This is a genomic window from Anaerovibrio sp. RM50, assembly GCF_000622005.1.
Lineage (GTDB): Bacteria > Bacillota > Negativicutes > Selenomonadales > Selenomonadaceae > Anaerovibrio.
The window spans coordinates 90,301-109,200 of sequence record NZ_JHWV01000005.1 but is presented as its reverse complement, the minus strand read 5'-3'; the positions used below and the strand labels follow the sequence as shown (position 1 = coordinate 109,200).

General features: G+C 47.2%; 16 protein-coding genes and 1 tRNA gene. 3 read left to right on the top strand and 14 right to left on the bottom strand.

The window, feature by feature from the left end; all coding sequences use genetic code 11:
* Positions 1-111: 111 nt before the first annotated feature.
* From T525_RS0102495 to T525_RS0102440, 12 genes are all read right to left on the bottom strand, one after another.
* A complete protein-coding gene (locus T525_RS0102495) occupies positions 112-1,134 on the bottom strand; it encodes a PocR ligand-binding domain-containing protein (protein WP_037324909.1) in 1,023 nt (340 codons plus the stop codon).
* 114 nt (positions 1,135-1,248) lie between these two features.
* The gene (locus tag T525_RS0102490; RefSeq protein WP_232219178.1) at positions 1,249-2,181 is read right to left on the bottom strand and encodes a radical SAM protein; all 933 of its coding nucleotides are present in this window, start codon (positions 2,179-2,181) and stop codon (positions 1,249-1,251) included.
* Positions 2,178-4,220 (bottom strand): LTA synthase family protein, encoded by a 2,043-nt coding sequence (locus T525_RS0102485; protein ID WP_027405886.1) that lies wholly within the window; start codon positions 4,218-4,220, stop codon positions 2,178-2,180. The genes T525_RS0102490 and T525_RS0102485 overlap by 4 nt, the downstream gene beginning before the upstream one ends.
* Positions 4,221-4,240: 20 nt before the next feature.
* Positions 4,241-5,008 carry a DeoR/GlpR family DNA-binding transcription regulator gene (locus T525_RS0102480; RefSeq protein WP_027405885.1) on the bottom strand — a complete coding sequence of 256 codons (768 nt, stop codon included), beginning with the start codon at positions 5,006-5,008 and terminating at the stop codon, positions 4,241-4,243.
* Positions 5,009-5,153: 145 nt separating this feature from the next.
* Positions 5,154-6,743 (bottom strand): ClC family H(+)/Cl(-) exchange transporter, encoded by a 1,590-nt coding sequence (locus T525_RS0102475; RefSeq protein ID WP_027405884.1) that lies wholly within the window; start codon positions 6,741-6,743, stop codon positions 5,154-5,156.
* Between the two features lie 99 nt (positions 6,744-6,842).
* Complete coding sequence (gene rpsR / locus T525_RS0102470) at positions 6,843-7,076, bottom strand: 30S ribosomal protein S18 (RefSeq protein WP_027396783.1); 234 nt, start codon at positions 7,074-7,076, stop codon at positions 6,843-6,845.
* Between the two features lie 15 nt (positions 7,077-7,091).
* Positions 7,092-7,532, bottom strand: coding sequence for a single-stranded DNA-binding protein (locus tag T525_RS0102465; protein WP_027405883.1), 441 nt, complete (start codon positions 7,530-7,532; stop codon positions 7,092-7,094).
* Between the two features lie 19 nt (positions 7,533-7,551).
* Positions 7,552-7,836: a 30S ribosomal protein S6 gene (rpsF, locus tag T525_RS0102460; protein ID WP_027405882.1), complete on the bottom strand. Its 285-nt coding sequence runs from the start codon at positions 7,834-7,836 to the stop codon at positions 7,552-7,554.
* Between the two features lie 238 nt (positions 7,837-8,074).
* Positions 8,075-8,150: transfer RNA gene (locus T525_RS0102455), tRNA-Gln, on the bottom strand.
* A 59-nt stretch (positions 8,151-8,209) separates the two neighbouring features.
* Entirely contained in the window at positions 8,210-8,887 is a 678-nt protein-coding gene (locus T525_RS0102450; protein ID WP_027405881.1) for a uracil-DNA glycosylase, read from the bottom strand.
* Between the two features lie 193 nt (positions 8,888-9,080).
* A complete protein-coding gene (gene ptsP, locus T525_RS0102445) occupies positions 9,081-10,787 on the bottom strand; it encodes a phosphoenolpyruvate--protein phosphotransferase (RefSeq protein WP_027405880.1) in 1,707 nt (568 codons plus the stop codon).
* A gap of 35 nt (positions 10,788-10,822) precedes the next feature.
* Complete coding sequence (locus tag T525_RS0102440) at positions 10,823-11,098, bottom strand: HPr family phosphocarrier protein (protein ID WP_027405879.1); 276 nt, start codon at positions 11,096-11,098, stop codon at positions 10,823-10,825.
* Positions 11,099-11,506: 408 nt separating this feature from the next.
* Between T525_RS0102440 and T525_RS16500 the strand changes: the two genes are divergently transcribed.
* The 3 genes from T525_RS16500 to T525_RS0102425 all read left to right on the top strand — a co-directional run bounded on the left by T525_RS16500 (position 11,507) and on the right by T525_RS0102425 (position 15,570).
* The gene (locus tag T525_RS16500; protein ID WP_027405878.1) at positions 11,507-13,033 is read left to right on the top strand and encodes a hypothetical protein; all 1,527 of its coding nucleotides are present in this window, start codon (positions 11,507-11,509) and stop codon (positions 13,031-13,033) included.
* A 25-nt stretch (positions 13,034-13,058) separates the two neighbouring features.
* Positions 13,059-14,018, top strand: a complete 960-nt coding sequence (locus tag T525_RS0102430) for a PRC-barrel domain-containing protein (RefSeq protein ID WP_027405877.1) — start codon at positions 13,059-13,061, stop codon at positions 14,016-14,018.
* 265 nt (positions 14,019-14,283) lie between these two features.
* On the top strand, positions 14,284-15,570 hold the full coding sequence (locus T525_RS0102425) for an O-acetylhomoserine aminocarboxypropyltransferase/cysteine synthase family protein (RefSeq protein WP_027405876.1): 1,287 nt from the start codon (positions 14,284-14,286) through the stop codon (positions 15,568-15,570).
* 283 nt (positions 15,571-15,853) lie between these two features.
* Here T525_RS0102425 and T525_RS0102420 read toward each other — a convergent pair whose 3' ends face one another.
* Both T525_RS0102420 and T525_RS0102415 read right to left on the bottom strand, forming a co-directional pair.
* Positions 15,854-16,765 (bottom strand): ORF6N domain-containing protein, encoded by a 912-nt coding sequence (locus tag T525_RS0102420; protein WP_027405875.1) that lies wholly within the window; start codon positions 16,763-16,765, stop codon positions 15,854-15,856.
* A gap of 642 nt (positions 16,766-17,407) precedes the next feature.
* The gene (locus T525_RS0102415) at positions 17,408-18,850 is read right to left on the bottom strand and encodes a sodium:alanine symporter family protein (RefSeq protein WP_027405874.1); all 1,443 of its coding nucleotides are present in this window, start codon (positions 18,848-18,850) and stop codon (positions 17,408-17,410) included.
* Between the last annotated feature and the right edge of the window lie 50 nt (positions 18,851-18,900).

Sequence of the window (18,900 nt, the reverse complement as noted above, 5' to 3'; positions counted from 1 at the left end):
AGAAAAATTTGAACAATGGCGTTATAAAAAATTTTACAAACAAATATCCCCATCAACGGATGTTCAGTCCATTGATGGGGATTATTTTTTATGCATTGTATCTTATGAAGATTATTTACCCTTCTGTGCCAAATCTACCAGCTGGGAAGCTGTCTCGGAAAGGGAGGTGAGCTCCTGGGCCACGTCGGAGATAGCAGCAGACTGCTGACCAACAATATCAGAAGTAGCCTCACCCTTGGCAACTGTTTCCTGAACGGACTCGCCGATACGGTCGGTGAATTCCTGAATCTTGTCCACAGTCTCACGGGAGCTGTCAGCCAGCTTGCCGATTTCCTCGGATACAACGGCAAAGCCTGCTCCTGCAGTACCTGCACGGGCTGCCTCGATGGAAGCGTTGAGACCAAGGAGACGGGTCTGCTTGGCAATATCCCGGATAAGGGAGGTGAACTCATTAATCTTGCTGGAAATATCAGATACATTCTGAATTTCAACGTTCAGCCCCTTCTGGTTGTCATTTACATCATTGGCGGAAGCAGCCAGCTCCTCCATTGCTGCGGAGCAATGAAGAACGGTATCATTAATGGAGCTTGCCAAAGACTTCAGACGGAACTGCATGTAACCAATATTGGAAAGGGTGGTGGCCATAAGGAAAAGACACTCGGCAGCCTGCTCCAGACGGGCCTTTGGCACAATCTGAATCTTGCGCACTGCCTCAACGTACTTTTCCGGGTCCACGTTGATCTCCCGTGCGTAGTTACGGAACTTATCCTCATTTGGCGGAGCAGTTAAAATCTGACCGCCCAGAATGGAACCGATCTGGTGACCGTTGAGAAGAATAGGCGCACCGAAATCCATCAGGCCAGCATGGCATTCGTATACGGACGGACGTCCGGTTCTGGCAGCAGTCTCACCACCACGCTTGTCGCACTCCTCGCAGCGGCGGCAGCCTTCCCTGGAATCACGGGTGTACTTCATACAGAAATCAGACCAGTCAGTAGGTCTGGTAATAGGCTTGCCTTCGGCATCTACAGTCACCGCAGTCATACCTACTGCACGGGCGAATGTATCCTGGAATTTCTGCAGGAAGTCCATGTCAAATATATCCTGCACGCGAATATTTTCTAAATCTGCCATAATAAGCACCTCTCCTTGTGATGATTTTAATACACAACGGTAAATATTCTTTCAACGACATCAAAAATTAGGTAATAACATTATACCTTTAATAATTAAATTAAACAACTAATTTTATACGTGAGAAGCTTCAACTCCCTCACCTGTCCATTGGGGAATATATTCCTCCCGGGCCGCCCCGGACTCCTGCACGAAGCATCTGGAAAAGCCCAAATCCAGTGCATAATCAACCACAGAATCGTATTCAAAGGTGGTTAGACGGCGCTTTAGCCTTGGATGGGCAAGAGCCTTGTAGGATGGGGTGTACTGATTCATAATGCTCACCATAATGGTGTCCCCAAATTCATCCCACAGCCACTTCAAAAGGGCCATACTGTCCTTTCGGGCCCCTGGCAAAACCATGTGGCGCACCAGTACCCCTTTTTGCAATATGCCATCCTTTTCCTGGGCCGCTCCTGTCATTTCCACCATTTTTCTGATGGCCTTCTGTGCCACCTGAAAATAGTCCGGTGCCTGGGAATACTCCCCTGCCAAATCAGCAGAACAATACTTTAAATCCGGCAAAAATACATCCACCATGTCCCTGAGCAAAGCAAGAGTGGAAATATTTTCGTATCCACTTGAATTATACACCACGGGTAGGGCAAAACCCTTTTTTTTGGCAAAAAATATTCCATTAATTATTTGAGGAACGTAATGGGTAGGTGTAACCAAATCCAAAGTAGCCGCCCCACGGAGCTGCTGCTCGTAAAATATTTCCCCCAGCCGCTCATCAGTCACCTCAATCCCCTTATGGCCGTGGCTGATTTCGTGATTCTGGCAAAATATACAGTGAAGATTGCAGCCGGAAAAAAATACCGTTCCGGCCCCCTTGTCCCCTGCAATCACCGGCTCCTCCCAAAGGTGAAGGCTTACCAGGGCCACCTTGGCCTTAAGGCCACCCCCGCAAAAGCCGGTCCCCTTTAGTCTGTTACCATGGCAAAGTCTGGGACACAGGGTACAGTCCCCAAGCAAAGCCTCTGTTTCCATAGCTGACATACCATTCATTTCTTTGCCTCCATAAGGCTCTCATCAATAATTTTTCCGTACTTCGGCAGCCACCAGGACAGGGAACGGATGGTATCGCAGTAAATCTGCATTTCCAGAACATCCATTGGCTCTGCTGCTTTATTGGCATCAATGGCTATAGGCTGGAGGGGATAAATATCCGCCTCCCCGTAATAATCCCTGGTAAGCCACACTGCGTAGTTTACCCCCATGGTGTTGTTACGGGTAAGGCTGGAGCCTATGGACATATACTTAAAGCCCCTTGGGGCTATCATTTCTATAATGGTAGGGCCAATATCAATCTGGCTTCCCGCGGCCTTTGGAATTAAAATATCAGGAGTTACCCCCCTGCCGGTGATAATAAGGGGCACACCATAGCGCTCGTAAATATTTGGGGTCTTGTCTATGTTGTATCGCTCAGCGTGGTCACCCACCACCAAAATCAGGCTGTCAGGGTATTTTTCCTTGACGGTTTTTATAAATTTCGTCATTTCCCTGTCGGCATACCAAAAATGACCCAGCTGATTAATAAGATCAGCATCTCCCCTGGCTTCCTCCGGCAGGCCCTCAAGAACCTTTTGTGGGTCAAAGCCCTTTGATTCCAAATCCACATTAAATGGGGAATGGTTAGAAACGTTAAGAATCACGTTAAAGCTGTCCTTCTCCGGGTCAATGCCATCCAGCACTGCTTCATAGAGGTATTCGTCATCCACCCCCCAGACACTGCCAGTGGAATCCTTCGGCATGCTTCCCCTGCCGTGGAAATGGTCAAAGCCCTGGGCCAGAACAAATGGCTCAATGCGCTCCCAGGTGGCAGGCCCCGCGTACCAGAAAGCGGTGTCGTAGCCCAGCTCCTTCATCTGAGGGGCAATGGAGGTGGAATAAGGTGCCGCAAAGGACTCGGGCATAGTGGTAAGATACAGATTGGCATCTGCCAGCCCAGTTACAACACCGGTTACTGCCGAAACAGTACTGCCCCCATTTGGCAAAAAGGCCGGACAATAGGCCGTATCCCCTTCCCCAATAATTTTTTTCATGCCGTCGGCAATATGGAGATTACTGTATTTATCCAGCAGCGGCCAATTGGCGTAGCTTTCCGAAAGTATGAGAAATACGTGCTTTGGCTTTTCAATTACTGGTCCCTGTGCAGTTCTCAAAAGGTAATCCTCCAGATTGTTGCTGTCAGGATTCCTGCCCACCATGTGGGCCGCCAGCTCCCTTATCTGCTGGGGAGTGAAATCCAGCCCCTCAGAGGATAGAAGCCGCCCGTTCATGCGGTAGCCCCGATAAATGGCCTGATAATCGTCCAAAATGGCTTCATTTAAGAAGGCATCTCTGGTAATTCCCGCATTTTCCCAGCTGACGGAATTTTCCCAGCTAAGGCTGCCCCCGAAAAATACCAGTCGGGCCACCAGATAAAATACTGCAACCGTTATTATCTTCTCGGCCCAAAGGCCGCCCTTTCCAAGGCTGGCCAATTTTCCCCGTATGCCCAGGAACTCCGTAAGCTGAAACTCCAAAAATTTATTAAGGAGCCACCAAATGGCAGCCGCCATAAGCAGGGCACCTGCCAATCTTAGTGGTAGGTTAAACTCCTGCACCAAAGACACAAAGAGGGCGTATACATCATCATTGGCTGTATTAAACAGTATCTGGTGGAATCTGGAATGAAACTGGTGATAATAGGGAATGCTGGCAAAAAACAATATCATGGTAACAGCCGCCGTCAGGCCGCTTAATACCTTAAATAGGATTTTGCCCCCTTTTCTGCTGAAAATAGCCACCAATGCTGATGGCAATCCCACCACCAATGTCATAAGCCCCGCCGTCTGTATACTCAGACGGGTACCCCCAAAGACAGCCAGCCATATATCGGCGGAGTCGGCCCCGGCACCCATGTAATCCTGGAGCATCCAAATAAATACCACACGGAAAAGAGAAAGGACTGACAGATAAAAAAGAAATACCTTCAGCCCCTTGATTATAAGATTATAATAATTATTCCAGTCCTTGAACTGGTTTGTATTACTGTTTGTCATATTGCTTCCTTAGGCATAATTTATGGCACAATAATATCCACGCCGTAATCGGCAGCCGCCTTGCGGATTTTCTCATCTGGCAGGGCGTCAGTAATGAGTCCTGACAAGGTATCCAAAGTGGCGTAGTTATAGTTGCCGTCGGTGCTGAGCTTCTTGGCCTCGGCCACCACATAGGCCCGCTTGCTTACGCGGATAATACGGGACTTGTTGATACCATCCTCAATATCATAGGTGGACACGCTGTTTTCCATTACATCAACGCCTACTGCCCCCACAAAGGCAATATCCGGCTTCAGATGGGAAATGAAATCCATGGTCATGCCGCCCCAGAAGCCGTCACGGCTCTTGTTGATCTTGCCCCCGGCAAAAATAACCCGGATTCTTGGGTGACGGGCCAAAATAATGAGAATATCAATCATATTGGTAACAATGGTCAGCTCCCGCTGATCCTTTATCAAAAGCTCCGCAATGGCCAGATTGCTGGTGGAAATATCCAGAAATACCATATCGTGCTCATGAATGAGCTTCACTGCAGCCTGGGCTATGCGGCGCTTGGCATCCACATCTGAGCCCTTGTGCTTGCTCACCTCTATGGCATGAATATTTTCCCTTATGGCCACTGCACCGCCGTAGGTTCTCTTCAGGCGGCCCTGCTTCTCCAGGGAGCCCAGATCCTTGCGGATACAGTCATCTGTTACATTAAACTTGGCACTAAGATCCTTAACACGAACCTTGCCCTCGGCGTTAAGCATATTCATTATGCTTTCCTGGCGCTCTTCCAAAAACATCTTTCCCACGTCCTTACAAACATATTCTATACAATCATGGATAATATCCATAATGAATCTCAATTTTTCCAATTATCACTTTATCACATTTCATATTCTTTTGCACGAAATTTCAAAAAATAATACAACTGAAAAAATTTATTATTTAACGCTTGGGCGTGGATTCCTTTTCTATCATTTCTTTTAAACGGGAAATATCCGTATCATTAGTTAATAAATACACGAAATCTCCTGCATAAAGTCGGGCATCATCCATTGGATTTATCCTCTGGAGACCTCTTTTGATATCCACCACCACAGTTTGCTCCGGCCATTTTATGTCCTTAATAAGGGCCTTATCCGCAAGACTCCCGGAGCTTACCACCAGTTCCAGGGCAATACGCCGCCCCGAGGAATTTGCGCCAATGCCGTGGGCCTTCGCCTTCAGACTGATGGCACGGTTTAACAGCTCCTCGTAAACGGGCTTGCCCCCAGTGAGATCCGCCACCAGATAAGCTGTCATGGAAACGCATATAAGGGCCAGCAGATGATGAAAGGATCCCGTCATTTCCATAATGAGAACGCTGCCTGTAATTGGGGATTTTACCACCGCGGCAAAATAGGCCGCCATACCGAAAATAATAATATCCCCCACATATATTTCCGGCAAAATTCCCAAACCTGCCAGAAAACTGCCAAATACTGCGCCTCCCGCAGCCCCCAGCACCAGCATGGGCAGGAATATACCCCCGGGCACTCCGGAGCCAAAGCACACCATGGTAAAAAGGAATTTACCTATAAACAATATTATAAGAAAATAAAGGGGATACCAGTTATGGGAAAGGTCGTCCACCAGTCTGTTGCCGCCCCCCAAAATATCCGGCAGCACAAAACCAAGGACCGCTGCCATCAAAAGGGGCAGCAGGGGATGCATTATGCCCCTTAATCCCAGATTGTCATAGGTATTCATGGAAAAGAGCAATGATGGATTAAAAATACGCCCCAAGAGGCCAATAAAAACACCTAATAAAATTAGGATACCAAACATATTTAAGGGGAATACTGCCAGATCACCGATGTGAAATACGGGCCCTGCCCCAAATATAACCTGGGTAACGGTGGTGGCCGTAACTGCCGCCGTAATTGAGGCCATTAAAAGCACCGGGGAAAAGCTCTTGTTCAGCTCCTCCAGACCGAAAATCACCCCGGCCAGAGGTGCATTAAAGGCCGCCGCCAGTCCCGCCCCTGAGCCCGCAGTCATAAGGATACGCTCCTCATAACGGGTTCTTATGAGTCTGCGGCTTATGCCCTGTCCCACACAGGCTCCCAGCTGAACACTGGGCCCCTCTCGGCCCAGGGAAAGTCCTGCCCCAATGGCCAGCACACCACCAATGAGCTTGGATACCAGCACCGACAACCACCGCATATTCATGCGGCCCATGAGGATTCCTTTTATCTGGGGAATGCCACTGCCCGTACACATTGGTTCATTGTGGACTATCTTCATAAGAAGCCAGGCAATTATTACAAAGGTAGTGACATACAGAAGTGGCAATGAATAATCACCGGCCTGAAAGCTGTCAGCCACCATATTATAAATCAGAGGCCGCAATATTTCCGAAGCCCCCAAAAGGTATCTGAACAGGGCGATGACACAGCCTGCAAAAATACCTACGATGATTCCTTCTATAAATAAACGGAAATGAAAACGCCGTTCCCGTGTTATGTCCTTAATTAATCTTTCTGTGGTTGCCATAAAAACCTCTTCATCTATCAAATTCGACTTACTAAGATTTCCCAGCAATAAAAAGAGGCATCACCGAAGTGACACCTCCTAATTATTTTACTATGCTAATTACTCAGCAGTAAATGGCAACAAAGCGATGTTACGTGCGCGCTTAATAGCTACGGTAACCTGACGCTGATGCTTTGCGCAGTTGCCAGAAATACGACGAGGTAAAATCTTACCACGCTCGGTGATATAACGACGGAGCTTAGCAACGTCCTTATAGTCGATTACTTCTACTTTATCTACGCAGAAACTGCAAACCTTCTTGCGAGGTCTTCTGCTTCTATCACGCTTAATCAAGTATATTCCCTCCTATCAAAATGGAATATCGTCATCTGATACCGGGCTGCCACCAAAGCCGCCCATAGGGGCTGCCTCAGCCGGTGCTGCTGCAGGAGATGGGGCAAAGCCGCCACCGTTAGCGTCCCGCTGCTGCTTGGATCCCATAAACTCAATCTCGTTTGCTACTACCTCAGTGACGTATCTCTTGGAACCGTCCTGGGCATCGTAGGATCTCACCTGCATGCGGCCTTCTACCAATATCTGACTTCCTTTTACGAGGTTATTACCACAAATTTCAGCTAATTTTTCCCAAGCGATAATCGGAATAAAATCCGCAGTCTGCTGCTGATCTCCGGCATTGCGGCCAAAACGGCGATTTACTGCCAAAGAAAATGATGCAACTGCCTTACCAGAAGTGGTATAACGCATTTCTGGGTCACGGGCCAATCTGCCTGCCAGTATAACCTTGTTCATGGTTTACCTCCCGAAACTATTACTCTTCTACACGTACAACCATGTGCTTGAGAAGATCGTCATTAATCTTCATAACACGGTCAACCTCAGCTACGCAAGCAGGCTCTGCAGTTACGTTAAGCAGAACATAGTAGCCCTCGGTACAATCCTTGATCTCATAAGCAAGACGCTTCTTGCCCCAACGATCCTCGGAATCAACAGTACCGCCATTCTTTGCAACCAGCTTGGTGAACTTCTCAACTACAGCGTTAGTTGCCTCTTCTTCCATTGGTTTAACAATGAATATGACTTCGTACTTTCTCACGAAATCACCTCCCTCTTTGGTCTTTGGCTCCTTACTTTATAAGGAGCAGAGAAAGTTATCAAACGAAAATTTGAAACTATCTTTGTCCTTGTGACTCGAAAATTATACCACTCTGAAGGACCCGATGCAAGGTTTTTTTTAATGACCTCATCCACAGTCTAAAAAGGCTGGGACGGTCCCCCTTCCCCAGAGGGGAAGGCATAAAAAAAGAGACCGCCATGCAGTCTCTAAATTTCAATGGCAGGGGTAGCAGGACTCGAACCTACGAATGCTGGATTCAGAATCCAGTGCCTTACCAACTTGGCGATACCCCTATTGGTCTTTCAGACAACGAGAATTATATCTAAAATAAATCTCCTTGTCAACATTTATTTTATTTAATATTTGGCAATTGCCAATTTATGGGCTCCTGGCCAGTGGATTTTAAAAATTCGTTGGCCCGTGAAAATGGCCTGCTGCCAAAAAAGCCCCGATAGGCGGAAAGGGGACTTGGATGGGGCGACTCAATAATAAGATGATTCTTATTTGTAATCATGGCCTTCTTCCGCCGGGCCGGGGCTCCCCACAAAATAAATACCATGGGCTTTTCCCGCTCATTAAGTATTGAGATAATTTTATCAGTAAAGGTTTCCCAGCCCTTTCCCTGATGGGAATTGGCATTATGGGCCTGGACTGTCAGCACCGTGTTCAGCAAAAGTACCCCCTGGCGGGCCCAGGGCTCAAGGCAGCCGTTGTCCGGCACAGTGCAGCCAAGATCTGTCTCCAGCTCCTTAAAGATATTCTGCAATGAAGGAGGTGGGGGCACATTTGGAAGCACGGAAAAGCTCAGACCGTGGGCCTGACCAGGTTCGTGGTATGGGTCCTGGCCAAAGATTACCACCTTTGTGTCAGCCAAGCTTGTATAGTGCAGGGCATTGAATATGGAATACATATCCGGAAAAATCTGCCGTGTGCGGTATTCATTTATCAGAAATTGGCGAAGTTCCTTGTAGTATGGCTTCTCCATTTCGGGAAGGAGATACTGCTCCCAGTCATTTTTAAATATTTTCATATTATCTTAGTTATGCCTCATTCAAGAAAAAACCTCATCCACCGCAAGCGGTCCCCCTTCCCCAAAGGGGAAGGCAAGATTTACACTAGCAATAGCTACCACATAAAGCCTTCTCCTATGGAGAAGCACCTGAAGGTACTAGGAGCAAAGCTCCGTCGGTGGCAGCCAACGGCTGACGGATGAGGTCATCTGACTATATTTTACTATGGAGATACTCCCGGATTTCGGCACCTGTTTCCATGGCCATAACCTTTTCCAGATGGGCCTTGGCCTCATCCATGGATATGGAGCGGATCTTCTCCTTTACCCTTGGAATGGACGGAGCGCTCATGCTGAGCTCAGTAATGCCCATGGCCATGAGAATCACAGCCGCATAAGGATCGCTGGCCATTTCACCGCACATGCCAACCCACTTGCCATTTTCCACACCTGATTTAATGGTGCGGTAAATCAGCTGCAGCACGGCAGGATTGAAATGGTCGTAGAGCTTGCTTATCTGTGGGTTTACACGGTCCACCGCCAGAGTGTACTGAACCAGATCATTGGTGCCAATACTGAAGAAATCAACGTATTTTGCCAAAACTGGGGTCATTACTGCTGCCGCCGGGGTTTCCACCATAATGCCCAGCTCCACATCACGGGAGAATTCCTTACCCTCTGCCTCCAGCTCCGCCATGGCCTTTTCCATGGCAGCACGGATGCCCTTAACCTCGTCCACACTGATAACCATAGGTGCCATAATGGCGGCCTTGCCGTATACGCCGGCTCTCAGAATGCCCTTCAGCTGTGGCATGAAAAGGTCAGGACGCTCCAGACTTATGCGGATGGCCCGATAGCCCAGGAATGGATTGTCCTCATGGGGAATTTCCAAATATGCCAGAGGCTTGTCGCCGCCAATATCCATGGTACGGATAACGCAGGTCTCCCCATGACAGGCCACAATAGCCCGCTTGTAGGCCTCAAACTGCAGATCCTCATCTGGAATATTCTCACGTCCCATAAAGAGGAACTCACTTCTGAAGAGTCCTACGCCCTTATTGCCATATTTGGCCGCAGCCTCTGCGTCCTCCGGCAGGCCGATATTGGCAGCCAGCTGAACTCTTACGCCGTCAGTGGTTTCAGCAGGAAGATCACGCAGGGCCTCAAGCCGCTTCTGCTCCTCCTGCTGGGCCTTGATTTTTTTATCGTATGAAGCCAGCTCCTCCTCAGATGGATTTACCAGCACAATACCTTCATTGCCGTCCAGAAGCACCTTTGCACCTTCCGGAATATCCTCCACCCGGTTTTCCAGTCCCACTACTGTGGTAATGGCACGGGATTTGGCAATTATAACGGCGTGACAGGTGGTACTGCCCTGTCCCATAATAACACCGGCAATTTTATCGTCGGGAATATTGGCAATGGCAGATGGCTCCACCTCAAAGCCGCAGAGCACCACCGGCTCCTCACCGATTTCCGGCTCCTTGACCCCCAGGAGATAACGGGCAATACGACGGCCAATGTCCTTCACGTCAGCAGAACGCTCCCGCATGTATTCGTCATCCATACCCGCCAGCATTTCTGCACATTCCTGGGCAGCCTCCAAAACCCCTTTTGGTGCATGGGCCATTTCACGGGTTTTGTCATTCATACCGTCAGTAAGCATTGGGTCCATAAGCAAAAAGGAATGGGCCTCCATAATCTCGGCCTGCTCATCCTGCCCTGCTTCCCGCATGGCCTCAACGCTTTCATCAATGGCTGCAGATATGGTATCAATGGCCTCCTCCAGCTTGGAGAGCTCCTCCTCAGCACTGCCGGGAGTGTAGGCGGCCATGTAACCATCAAGGGACTGCCCCACCTTCATGATTTTTCCCACTGCAATTCCCGGAATGGCAATATTACCCTGGATTTTCTCCGACATAAACAAATCCTCCCCCCTCGACGATTCGTTATTTATTAAAGTTCATCAGGAAAACCAAAACCGTTGGCAAACATTTCAGTAACAGCCTTTGCCACATCAGCCTCATCCGGTCCCTCAATGGTAACGGTAACCTCAGCGTCCTGCTTGGCACCCAGGCCCATAACAGCCATCATGCTCTTGATGTTGGCACTTTTACCATTGAATTTAATTACCACGTCAGATTCAATCCCCTTGTTGAATTTGACAAGCTCCTTGGCTGGACGTGCATGTAATCCTGGCTTGTTTAATACCTTCAAATTTAATTCCTGCATAAAAATACCTCTTTCCCACTTTGATTATTTAAATTGTTATGATAGAATTATACCTGTAACATAAAACTGTATATTCGACATAACTGGAAAAACCCCTGCAAGGAAATGCAATTTATGATTGTTCCTCTGCTTATTTTAAAGGATTTTCCTGTGGTTTGTCGAATATATTTTTAATGTGTAAAATAATATTGCATGTTATAACGCCATTGTTCAAATTTTTCTTCTTTAGAAGAAAAATCTTCCAATTAGCGTTTCCCTTTCAGGACTAGCTTCGCGTCGCAACGAGCTGGGAGATATGCTCGCCAGCTGTTGTAGTTTGTTTTCCCCCACCTAAAGAGGTGGAGGACATCTTAAAGCTCGTTATATCTGCAAATTATGTTAATAATTCTATCGTGGTGATTCTATTTGATGTTCTTTATTATAACGGCTATCATCATGACTGTTGCCATTTTGGCAATATATAAGATAGCCCGTGCCCTGGACTTGGCCTTGAGTCTGCCTGCTCTGGTGGGCTGCGGTGTTTGTGCACTGCTGATAAATTTCCTGTCCATTCCTGTGGCACCATTTCTTACGGAATACCGTCTTATTGTCTTGGGTGTAATGGTTCTATCTGCGGCGATTATTATCACCAGCGTAAACCATTTTATTATCAAGAAGAAGGGCTTCCCAAAGGATCAGATTAATCTGTCTTCTGCAAAGCAGGCGATTGCTTCAAAGCTTCCAAAAATGCCAAAGATGCCGGAAATGCCGAAGCTGGCCTTCTCCAGAAATAAGGGCGAGGAGGATGCTGCAGCCCAGGAGGAACTGGTTACTGCTGTAAAGGCGGCCATTCTCTCCGATGAAGTGGTGGAAGCTACGGTATCTGAGCCAAATGCAGATTCCGAACCAATTACTGAGTTTATTCTTGAGCTTGAGCCAGAACCAGAGGCTGAGGCTGAAGAAGAAATTCCAGAGCCTGAGGTTGAGACTGAGCCAGTGGCTGAAGAAGAAATTCCAGAGCCTGAGGTTGAGACTGAGCCAGTGGCTGAGGAAGAAATTCCAGAGCCAGAGCCTGAAATTGAGGCTGAACCAGAGGTTGAGGAAGAAATTCTAGAGCCAGAGCCTGAAATTGAGGCTGAACCAGAGGTTGAGGAAGAAATTCCAGAGCCAGAGCCTGAAATTGAGGCTGAGCCAGTGGCCGAGGAAGAAATTCCAGAGCCAGAGCCAGAAGTTGAGGCTGAACCAGTGGCTGAGGAAGAAATTCCAGAACCGGAGCCAGAAGTTGAGGCTGAGCCAGTGGCTGAGGAAGAAATTCCAGAACCGGAGCCAGAAGCTGAGACTGAGCCAGTGGCCGAGGAAGAAATTCCAGAACCGAAGCCAGAAGTTGAGACTGAGCCAGTGGCTGAGGAAGATATTCCAGAAACAGAGGCTGAAATCGAGACTGAACCAGTGGCTGAGGAAGAAATTCCAGAGCCAGAACCAGAAGTTGAGACTGAGCCAGAGCCAGAGGTTGAGGAAGAAATTCCGGAGACCCCAGCTGATATTGATGAGAAGCTGGCTGGTACCAGCAGTCTGGATGACATTCTGGATTATGCCTTTGAATTAAAGGGCAGCTCTGATTGGACCAGTGCCCTGAAGGCGTACAATTATGCTCTGGACCAGTACCGTGAAGATGGTTATGCACCATTCCTTGTACTGGAAATTGTCAATATCCACAAGGATCACGGTCGCTATGACGATGCTATTCAGTGCTTCTATGATGCACTTGAAATACCGGCTGTTGCGGAGAGTCCCGACATGCTGGCGGAGTTTGAGGACAGTATGATTTATCTGGAGGTCACCAGAGAGGTGCTGAAGGAAGAAAATCAGCCTGATACCCCATTCTTCGATATTCCAAAGGACTATATGTCAAAAATCGAGTCTATCTACAATGAGAGAAAGACTCGCTCTATTTGATAAATAATTAGGGAGGATTTTTCCAATGAAAAAGAGTATTGAAATTATTGGTTTGCCAGTCATCAGTATTACTGAGGGCCGTGAGCTGGGCATGAGCAAGGGCCTGCTGGTAGATGCAAAGAATGGTGCCATTGCAGCCATTATTATTGAGGACGAGGATTGGTACAGAGGCGTAAAGCTTCTTCCATATTCTTCCGTTGTAGCTATCGGTTCCGATGCTGTAACTGTTGTTAACAGCGAGACCATTCTCACCCTTGAGAATGCCGGTGATTATGAGACCATGATGGACGAGAACGTAAAGGTTATCGGCACCAAGGCCATTACCAAGACCGGTACTATCCAGGGTAATGTGGTTGAGATTTATGTAGGCGATGGTGGCAAAATCGAAAAGGTAGAAATCGAAGCAGCTGATGGCAGCCTGTCTGAAATCACTTCTGATCAGATTTCCATCTTCGGTAAGCAGGTAACCATCATCGATTCGGAAAAAAAAACTGATGAATTAAGTACAGCTCCTGCTCCGGCTGCTGAGGAAGCCCCTGTAATAGAGGAACCGGCAGTTGAAGAGGCAGCTGAAGTTGCTGCAGAGGCTCCTGTTGAGGAAGCTCCTGTAGTGGAGGAACCAGCAGTTGAAGAAACTGTTGAGGAAGAAGCTCCTGAACCAGAGGAAGAAGCTCCTGCAGAGGAAGCTCAGCCAGAGGAAGAGCCTGAGGCTGAAGCTGATGAAGCAGTAGAAGAGCCAGAGCCTGAAGCTGAGCCAGAGCCGGCACCAGAGCCAGCTCCAGCCCATGATTCCATGCACCAGGCTGCAAACAATACTACCATTGACAGACAGCGCAAGTTTATTCTTGGCAAGACTGCACGCCGTACCCTCACTTCCCCAACCGGTGTTGTTATCGTAAACGAGGGCGACCCTATTACTGAGGAAGTTATTCAGAGAGCACAGCTTTCCAACATGTTCGTTCCTCTTACACTGAACGTTCAGTAATCCAATCAAACTTAAAAGAGCATTGGCTTCGGCCAGTGCTCTTTTTTGCATTTTTATTTATAAATAGTAAAGAAAAATTTGAACAATTGCGTTATAACGTCATGAAAGATATTGCCAAATAAAAACCAGAGAAATATCTTCCATTCCGTTGAAACGCTGTTCGGAATATTTTTCTTGGCAAAAGCCAAGAAAAATTTGAACATTTGCGTTATAATTATCTCGTTGCGTTGTAATTTTTTCATATTAATAAAAAGGGGATTTGTATATGAATCAGGATTATTCCATTAACACCAGATGCGTGCAGGCCGGCTACACTCCTGGCAACGGGGAGCCGCGCCAGATACCAATAATTCAGTCCACCACCTTTAAATATGATACCAGCGAGGATATGGGCAAGCTCTTTGATTTGGAGGCCACAGGCTACTTCTACTCCCGTCTGCAGAATCCTACCTGCGACACCGTTGCAGCCAAGATTTGCAATCTGGAGGGGGGCAGTGCTGCCATGCTTACTTCCTCCGGCCAGGCCGCCAATTTCTTCGCCCTCTTTAACATCTGCGAGGCAGGAGACCATATTGTGGCATCATCTTCTATTTACGGGGGCACCTTTAACCTTATTGCTGTAACCATGGCAAAGATGGGCATTGAATCCACCTTTGTTTCCCCGGATGCCTCCGAGGAGGAGCTGTCCGCCGCCTTTAAGGAAAATACCAGGGCCATGTTCGGTGAAACCATTGCCAATCCGGCCCTTACAGTTCTGGATATAGAAAAATTTGCCAGAGTGGCCCATAAACACGGGGTGCCTCTGGTGGTTGACAACACCTTCCCTACCCCTGTAAACTGCCGCCCTATAGAGTGGGGTGCGGATATTGTTACCCATTCCACCACCAAGTACATGGACGGTCACGGTGCAGCTGTTGGCGGTGCCATTATCGATGGTGGAAAATTTGACTGGATGGGCCATAAGGACAAGTTCCCGGGCTTAACTGCCCCAGATGAGTCCTACCACGGTCTTGTTTACGCAGAAAAATTTGGCAATGAGGGAGCCTTTATTACCAAGGCCACTGTACAGCTTATGCGTGATCTGGGCTGTGTACAGTCACCACAGAGTGCTTTTATGCTGAATCTTGGGCTGGAATCCCTCCACGTACGCATGGGACGTCACGTGGAAAATGGCCAGGCCGTAGCTGAATTTTTGGAAAGTCAGCCACAGGTTGTTTCCGTTAATTATCCGGGCCTTAAGAGCAACAAGTATAACGCCCTTGCCCAGAAGTATCTGCCACAGGGTGGCTGCGGCGTAGTATCCTTTGAGTTAAAGGGTGGACGCAAGGCAGCAGAGGCCTTTATGAAGCATTTGAAGCTGGCAGCCATTGAAACCCATGTGGCTGATGCCCGCACCTGCTGTCTGAACCCTGCCACCTCCACCCACAGACAGCTTACAGAGGAGCAGCTTATAGAGGCCGGCATCCCAGCAGGGCTGGTGCGCATGTCCTGCGGTCTTGAGGACAAGAAGGACCTTATTGCAGATTTAAAACAGGCTTTGGAAGCTATTTAAGATAATTAAAAGGGTGAGGCGTTGCCTCACCTTTTATTCTAACCATAAATAAAAGCTAGGATACTGCCATAATTCAGCAGTACCCTAGCTTTTTAAATTTTTAAGCAATTAGATTATTTAGAAATGCCACAGAGCGGATACACCGCCGGCGAGACCACGCTTCTGCCCTGCAAAACCAGTAAGGTTAAGATCAAGGGTCATAGGAGTCTTGTCGTCCGGCTGGAAGGTGGCCCCAATCTCCCAACGGAGGCTGGTGCCGCTGATGTCTGCACAGTCTCTTGTTTCATAAATGTGCCAAAAGCTCCCGCACTAAAGCTATATCCTGCAATAGCGTAATGGCAAAGCACTTCTTTCCAGCATCCTTAACAGAAGCACCTATATGATACGCCTCTTGGTGGTCGAGAATAAGGAATCTGTCATGAAAAGTGTTTGTATGCTTGACTATAATTGAAGGATATTGACTGTTAAAGGTGGCAATATCGGTAGCCGTCAATTTCGTATTTGATAAAGTATATATTTCCACATAGACCTTATCCTTTTTCTTTGCCAATAAATTTAGCGTGCTTATATCTACATAACCATCTATGAGTATAATGTCTTTTGTAGCTTTCTGAATTAAGTTTACTAACAGGCTGAAAGCATCGTATATTTGCCCATTGAAAAACATCTTTTGGCTAGACTCCGTATGATTGTGGATAAAATCAAATACTTGCTCAAACTTTTCGTCAGTATCCTTCTGATATGTCAGTTGCCGTAATTCTGCTCTTTCTATGCGTTCGAATAGCACAGCATTGCTTGCAATAAAGCGTCGCATTTCCACGAAAGTCCTCATTATCGCAATACTGACACGAATAGCTGTATCACTTTTAAGAACGCTGGCCAACATTGAAATACCTTGTTCGGTGTACGCATAAGGCAATGTTCTTCTGCCACCATGCTCATTGACCCTTGAAATCCCAATTTGGGATTTCAAGTTTTCCAACTCCTCCTTGGTTAATTGAAAACGGAAATCCTCCGGGAAACGGCTGATATTGCGTGCTACATTTCGATTCAGAATTCTTGTCTCAACTTGGTAAAGATCCGCCAAATCAGCATCCAACATAACTTGCTGTCCACGGATAGTGTATACCAGGTCACGTATCCCCCTTGAGTTTATTGGCACATTAGGCATATGTTGTGATACTTTTTCATTCATGTCTTTTCCTTCCTATCTCAAGTGCTAAATTTAAATTTCTTAAAAACATAATATCACACTACACTTTATTTATCTAGGTATGAATATATTATTATATTATTTTTTTAGTATTTTTTATAAATATATTTCAATATCACTCGATATTCTTCCAAAATGCTATCTCATAACAGACCCAAAACATGGTAAATTAAAATGCAATATAACGAGCTTTAAGATGTCCTCCACCTCTTTAGGTGGGGGAAAACAAACTACAACAGCTGGCGAGCATATCTCCCAGCTCGTTGAAACGCTAATTGGAAGATTTTTCTTCTAAAGAAGAAAAATTTGAACAATGGCGTTATAAACGTTTCGCATGGTATAAGGACACCCGCTATCCCATGACATTTGTATATATCGTTATTTCAAGAGTTAAGGCGGTATATTTTAAATTATTATCAAAATATACTGTCTTAACTGCCATTTTTCTTAAAACCACTACATAAGCAAGATGAAAGCATACAGGCTTTCATCAGCCCTTACACGAAATCTAAAGTTCATCTGCATCTTTCAGATTTGATGAACTAAGATTTCATAGTAAAAAAGCTAGGGCATGTGGCACATATATGCACCGCATTTACCCTAGCTTTTTATTTTTATGCTATTTTAAATCAGACTCTTCTTTGCGTAGTCCGTGGATTCAAGATTTAGATTTACCTTCTCGCCCTTCTTCTCCCGAACTGCTACCCGCTCCTCATAATCGAAGCATTCCCGGGCCACATCCTTGCTGAGCCACAGGAGACAGATAAGGTTTGGAATGGCCATAAGGCCGTTGGCGGTATCGGAGAAATCCCATACCATATCCAGGGCCTGGGTGGCACCGATATAGGTTACAAAGGCATATACTGTTCTGTACATTACAGTAAGGTCGTGATTATCCCACAGATATTCCAGTGCCTTTTCCCCGTAATACTCCCAGCCAAGAATGGTGGAGAAGGCAAAGAGGGCCAGTGAACAGGAAATAATCACTCTGGCATGATCGCCGAAAACAGTAGAAAATGCCAAAATAGTAAGATGAGCGCCTGACACAGCCTTGCCGGTTTCAGGATCAATGGTGCCCAATGCTCCGGAGGAAGCGATTACCAGACCTGTAAGGACGCAGATAATCATGGTATCAAAGAAGGTACCGGTCATATTAACATAGCCCTGACGGGACGGATGGTCAGTACGGGCTGCTGCCGCAGCAATAGGGGCAGAACCAAGGCCAGCCTCGTTGGAGAATACGCCACGGGCCACACCCCAGCGCATGGCTGACATCATAGTAGCCACAATGGAGCCACCCACACCGCCGGCCATAGCCTCAGGGGCAAAGGCCATGGTGAAGATTTCAGCAATACCAGCCGGGAGATTTGCCCCGTTGGCAATAATAACCACCACAGTTACAACCATGTAAAAAGCAGCCATAACTGGCACTACAATACTGGATACAGCACCAATGGAGCGAACGCCCTTAAAGAGCACCACCATGGTGAGAATAACCAGAATAGCCCCTACGAAGGCGGGATCCACATGGAAGCTGGAATTAAAGGCAGCGGCAATGGAATTGGCCTGGGTCATGTTGCCGATACCAAAGGAAGCACAAACGGCAAAGGCCGCAAAGAGGGTTGCCATGGTCTTGCCCACGAAGCCGCCGATACCATTTTTCATGGCATACATAGGTCCGCCGGCCATTTCACCACGGTTATTGTTTTCACGATACTTAACGGCCAAAACTGATTCGGCATATTTGGTGGAAAGACCAAAGGCGGCGGAAATCCACATCCATACCAAAGCACCCGGTCCACCCAATACCATGGCGGTGGCCACACCAACAATATTACCAGTTCCCACCGTTGCAGAAAGGGCAATCATCAGGGACTGGAAGGGGGTAACATCACCCTCCGAGGAATCCTTCTTGGCCAAAATCATCTTAATGGCGTAAGGCAGATTAAGCCAAGGCTTAAATTTGAGCCGCACTGTGAGAAAAACGCCGGTGCCCACCAGCAATGCCAGCATGACCGGGCCCCACACAAAGTCATTGATCTGTTTTATTATAAGTCCATAATCCATAATCCATCCTCCTCCTAAATAATTCACATGGAAAAAAGATGCAAAAAAAT

What these genes read in the sequence shown, in the direction of transcription:
- T525_RS0102495 (WP_037324909.1), bottom strand. Translation starts at nt 1,134, where the DNA reads ATGGCAGATTTAGAAAATATTCGCGTGCAGGATATATTTGACATGGAC.
- T525_RS0102490 (WP_232219178.1), bottom strand. Translation starts at nt 2,181, where the DNA reads ATGAATGGTATGTCAGCTATGGAAACAGAGGCTTTGCTTGGGGACTGT.
- T525_RS0102485 (WP_027405886.1), bottom strand. Translation starts at nt 4,220, where the DNA reads ATGACAAACAGTAATACAAACCAGTTCAAGGACTGGAATAATTATTAT.
- T525_RS0102480 (WP_027405885.1), bottom strand. Translation starts at nt 5,008, where the DNA reads ATGTTTTTGGAAGAGCGCCAGGAAAGCATAATGAATATGCTTAACGCC.
- T525_RS0102475 (WP_027405884.1), bottom strand. Translation starts at nt 6,743, where the DNA reads ATGGCAACCACAGAAAGATTAATTAAGGACATAACACGGGAACGGCGT.
- T525_RS0102465 (WP_027405883.1), bottom strand. Translation starts at nt 7,532, where the DNA reads ATGAACAAGGTTATACTGGCAGGCAGATTGGCCCGTGACCCAGAAATG.
- T525_RS0102450 (WP_027405881.1), bottom strand. Translation starts at nt 8,887, where the DNA reads ATGAAAATATTTAAAAATGACTGGGAGCAGTATCTCCTTCCCGAAATG.
- ptsP (WP_027405880.1), bottom strand. Translation starts at nt 10,787, where the DNA reads ATGTCGGAGAAAATCCAGGGTAATATTGCCATTCCGGGAATTGCAGTG.
- T525_RS0102440 (WP_027405879.1), bottom strand. Translation starts at nt 11,098, where the DNA reads ATGCAGGAATTAAATTTGAAGGTATTAAACAAGCCAGGATTACATGCA.
- T525_RS16500 (WP_027405878.1), top strand. Translation starts at nt 11,507, where the DNA reads ATGTTCTTTATTATAACGGCTATCATCATGACTGTTGCCATTTTGGCA.
- T525_RS0102430 (WP_027405877.1), top strand. Translation starts at nt 13,059, where the DNA reads ATGAAAAAGAGTATTGAAATTATTGGTTTGCCAGTCATCAGTATTACT.
- T525_RS0102425 (WP_027405876.1), top strand. Translation starts at nt 14,284, where the DNA reads ATGAATCAGGATTATTCCATTAACACCAGATGCGTGCAGGCCGGCTAC.
- T525_RS0102420 (WP_027405875.1), bottom strand. Translation starts at nt 16,765, where the DNA reads ATGAATGAAAAAGTATCACAACATATGCCTAATGTGCCAATAAACTCA.
- T525_RS0102415 (WP_027405874.1), bottom strand. Translation starts at nt 18,850, where the DNA reads ATGGATTATGGACTTATAATAAAACAGATCAATGACTTTGTGTGGGGC.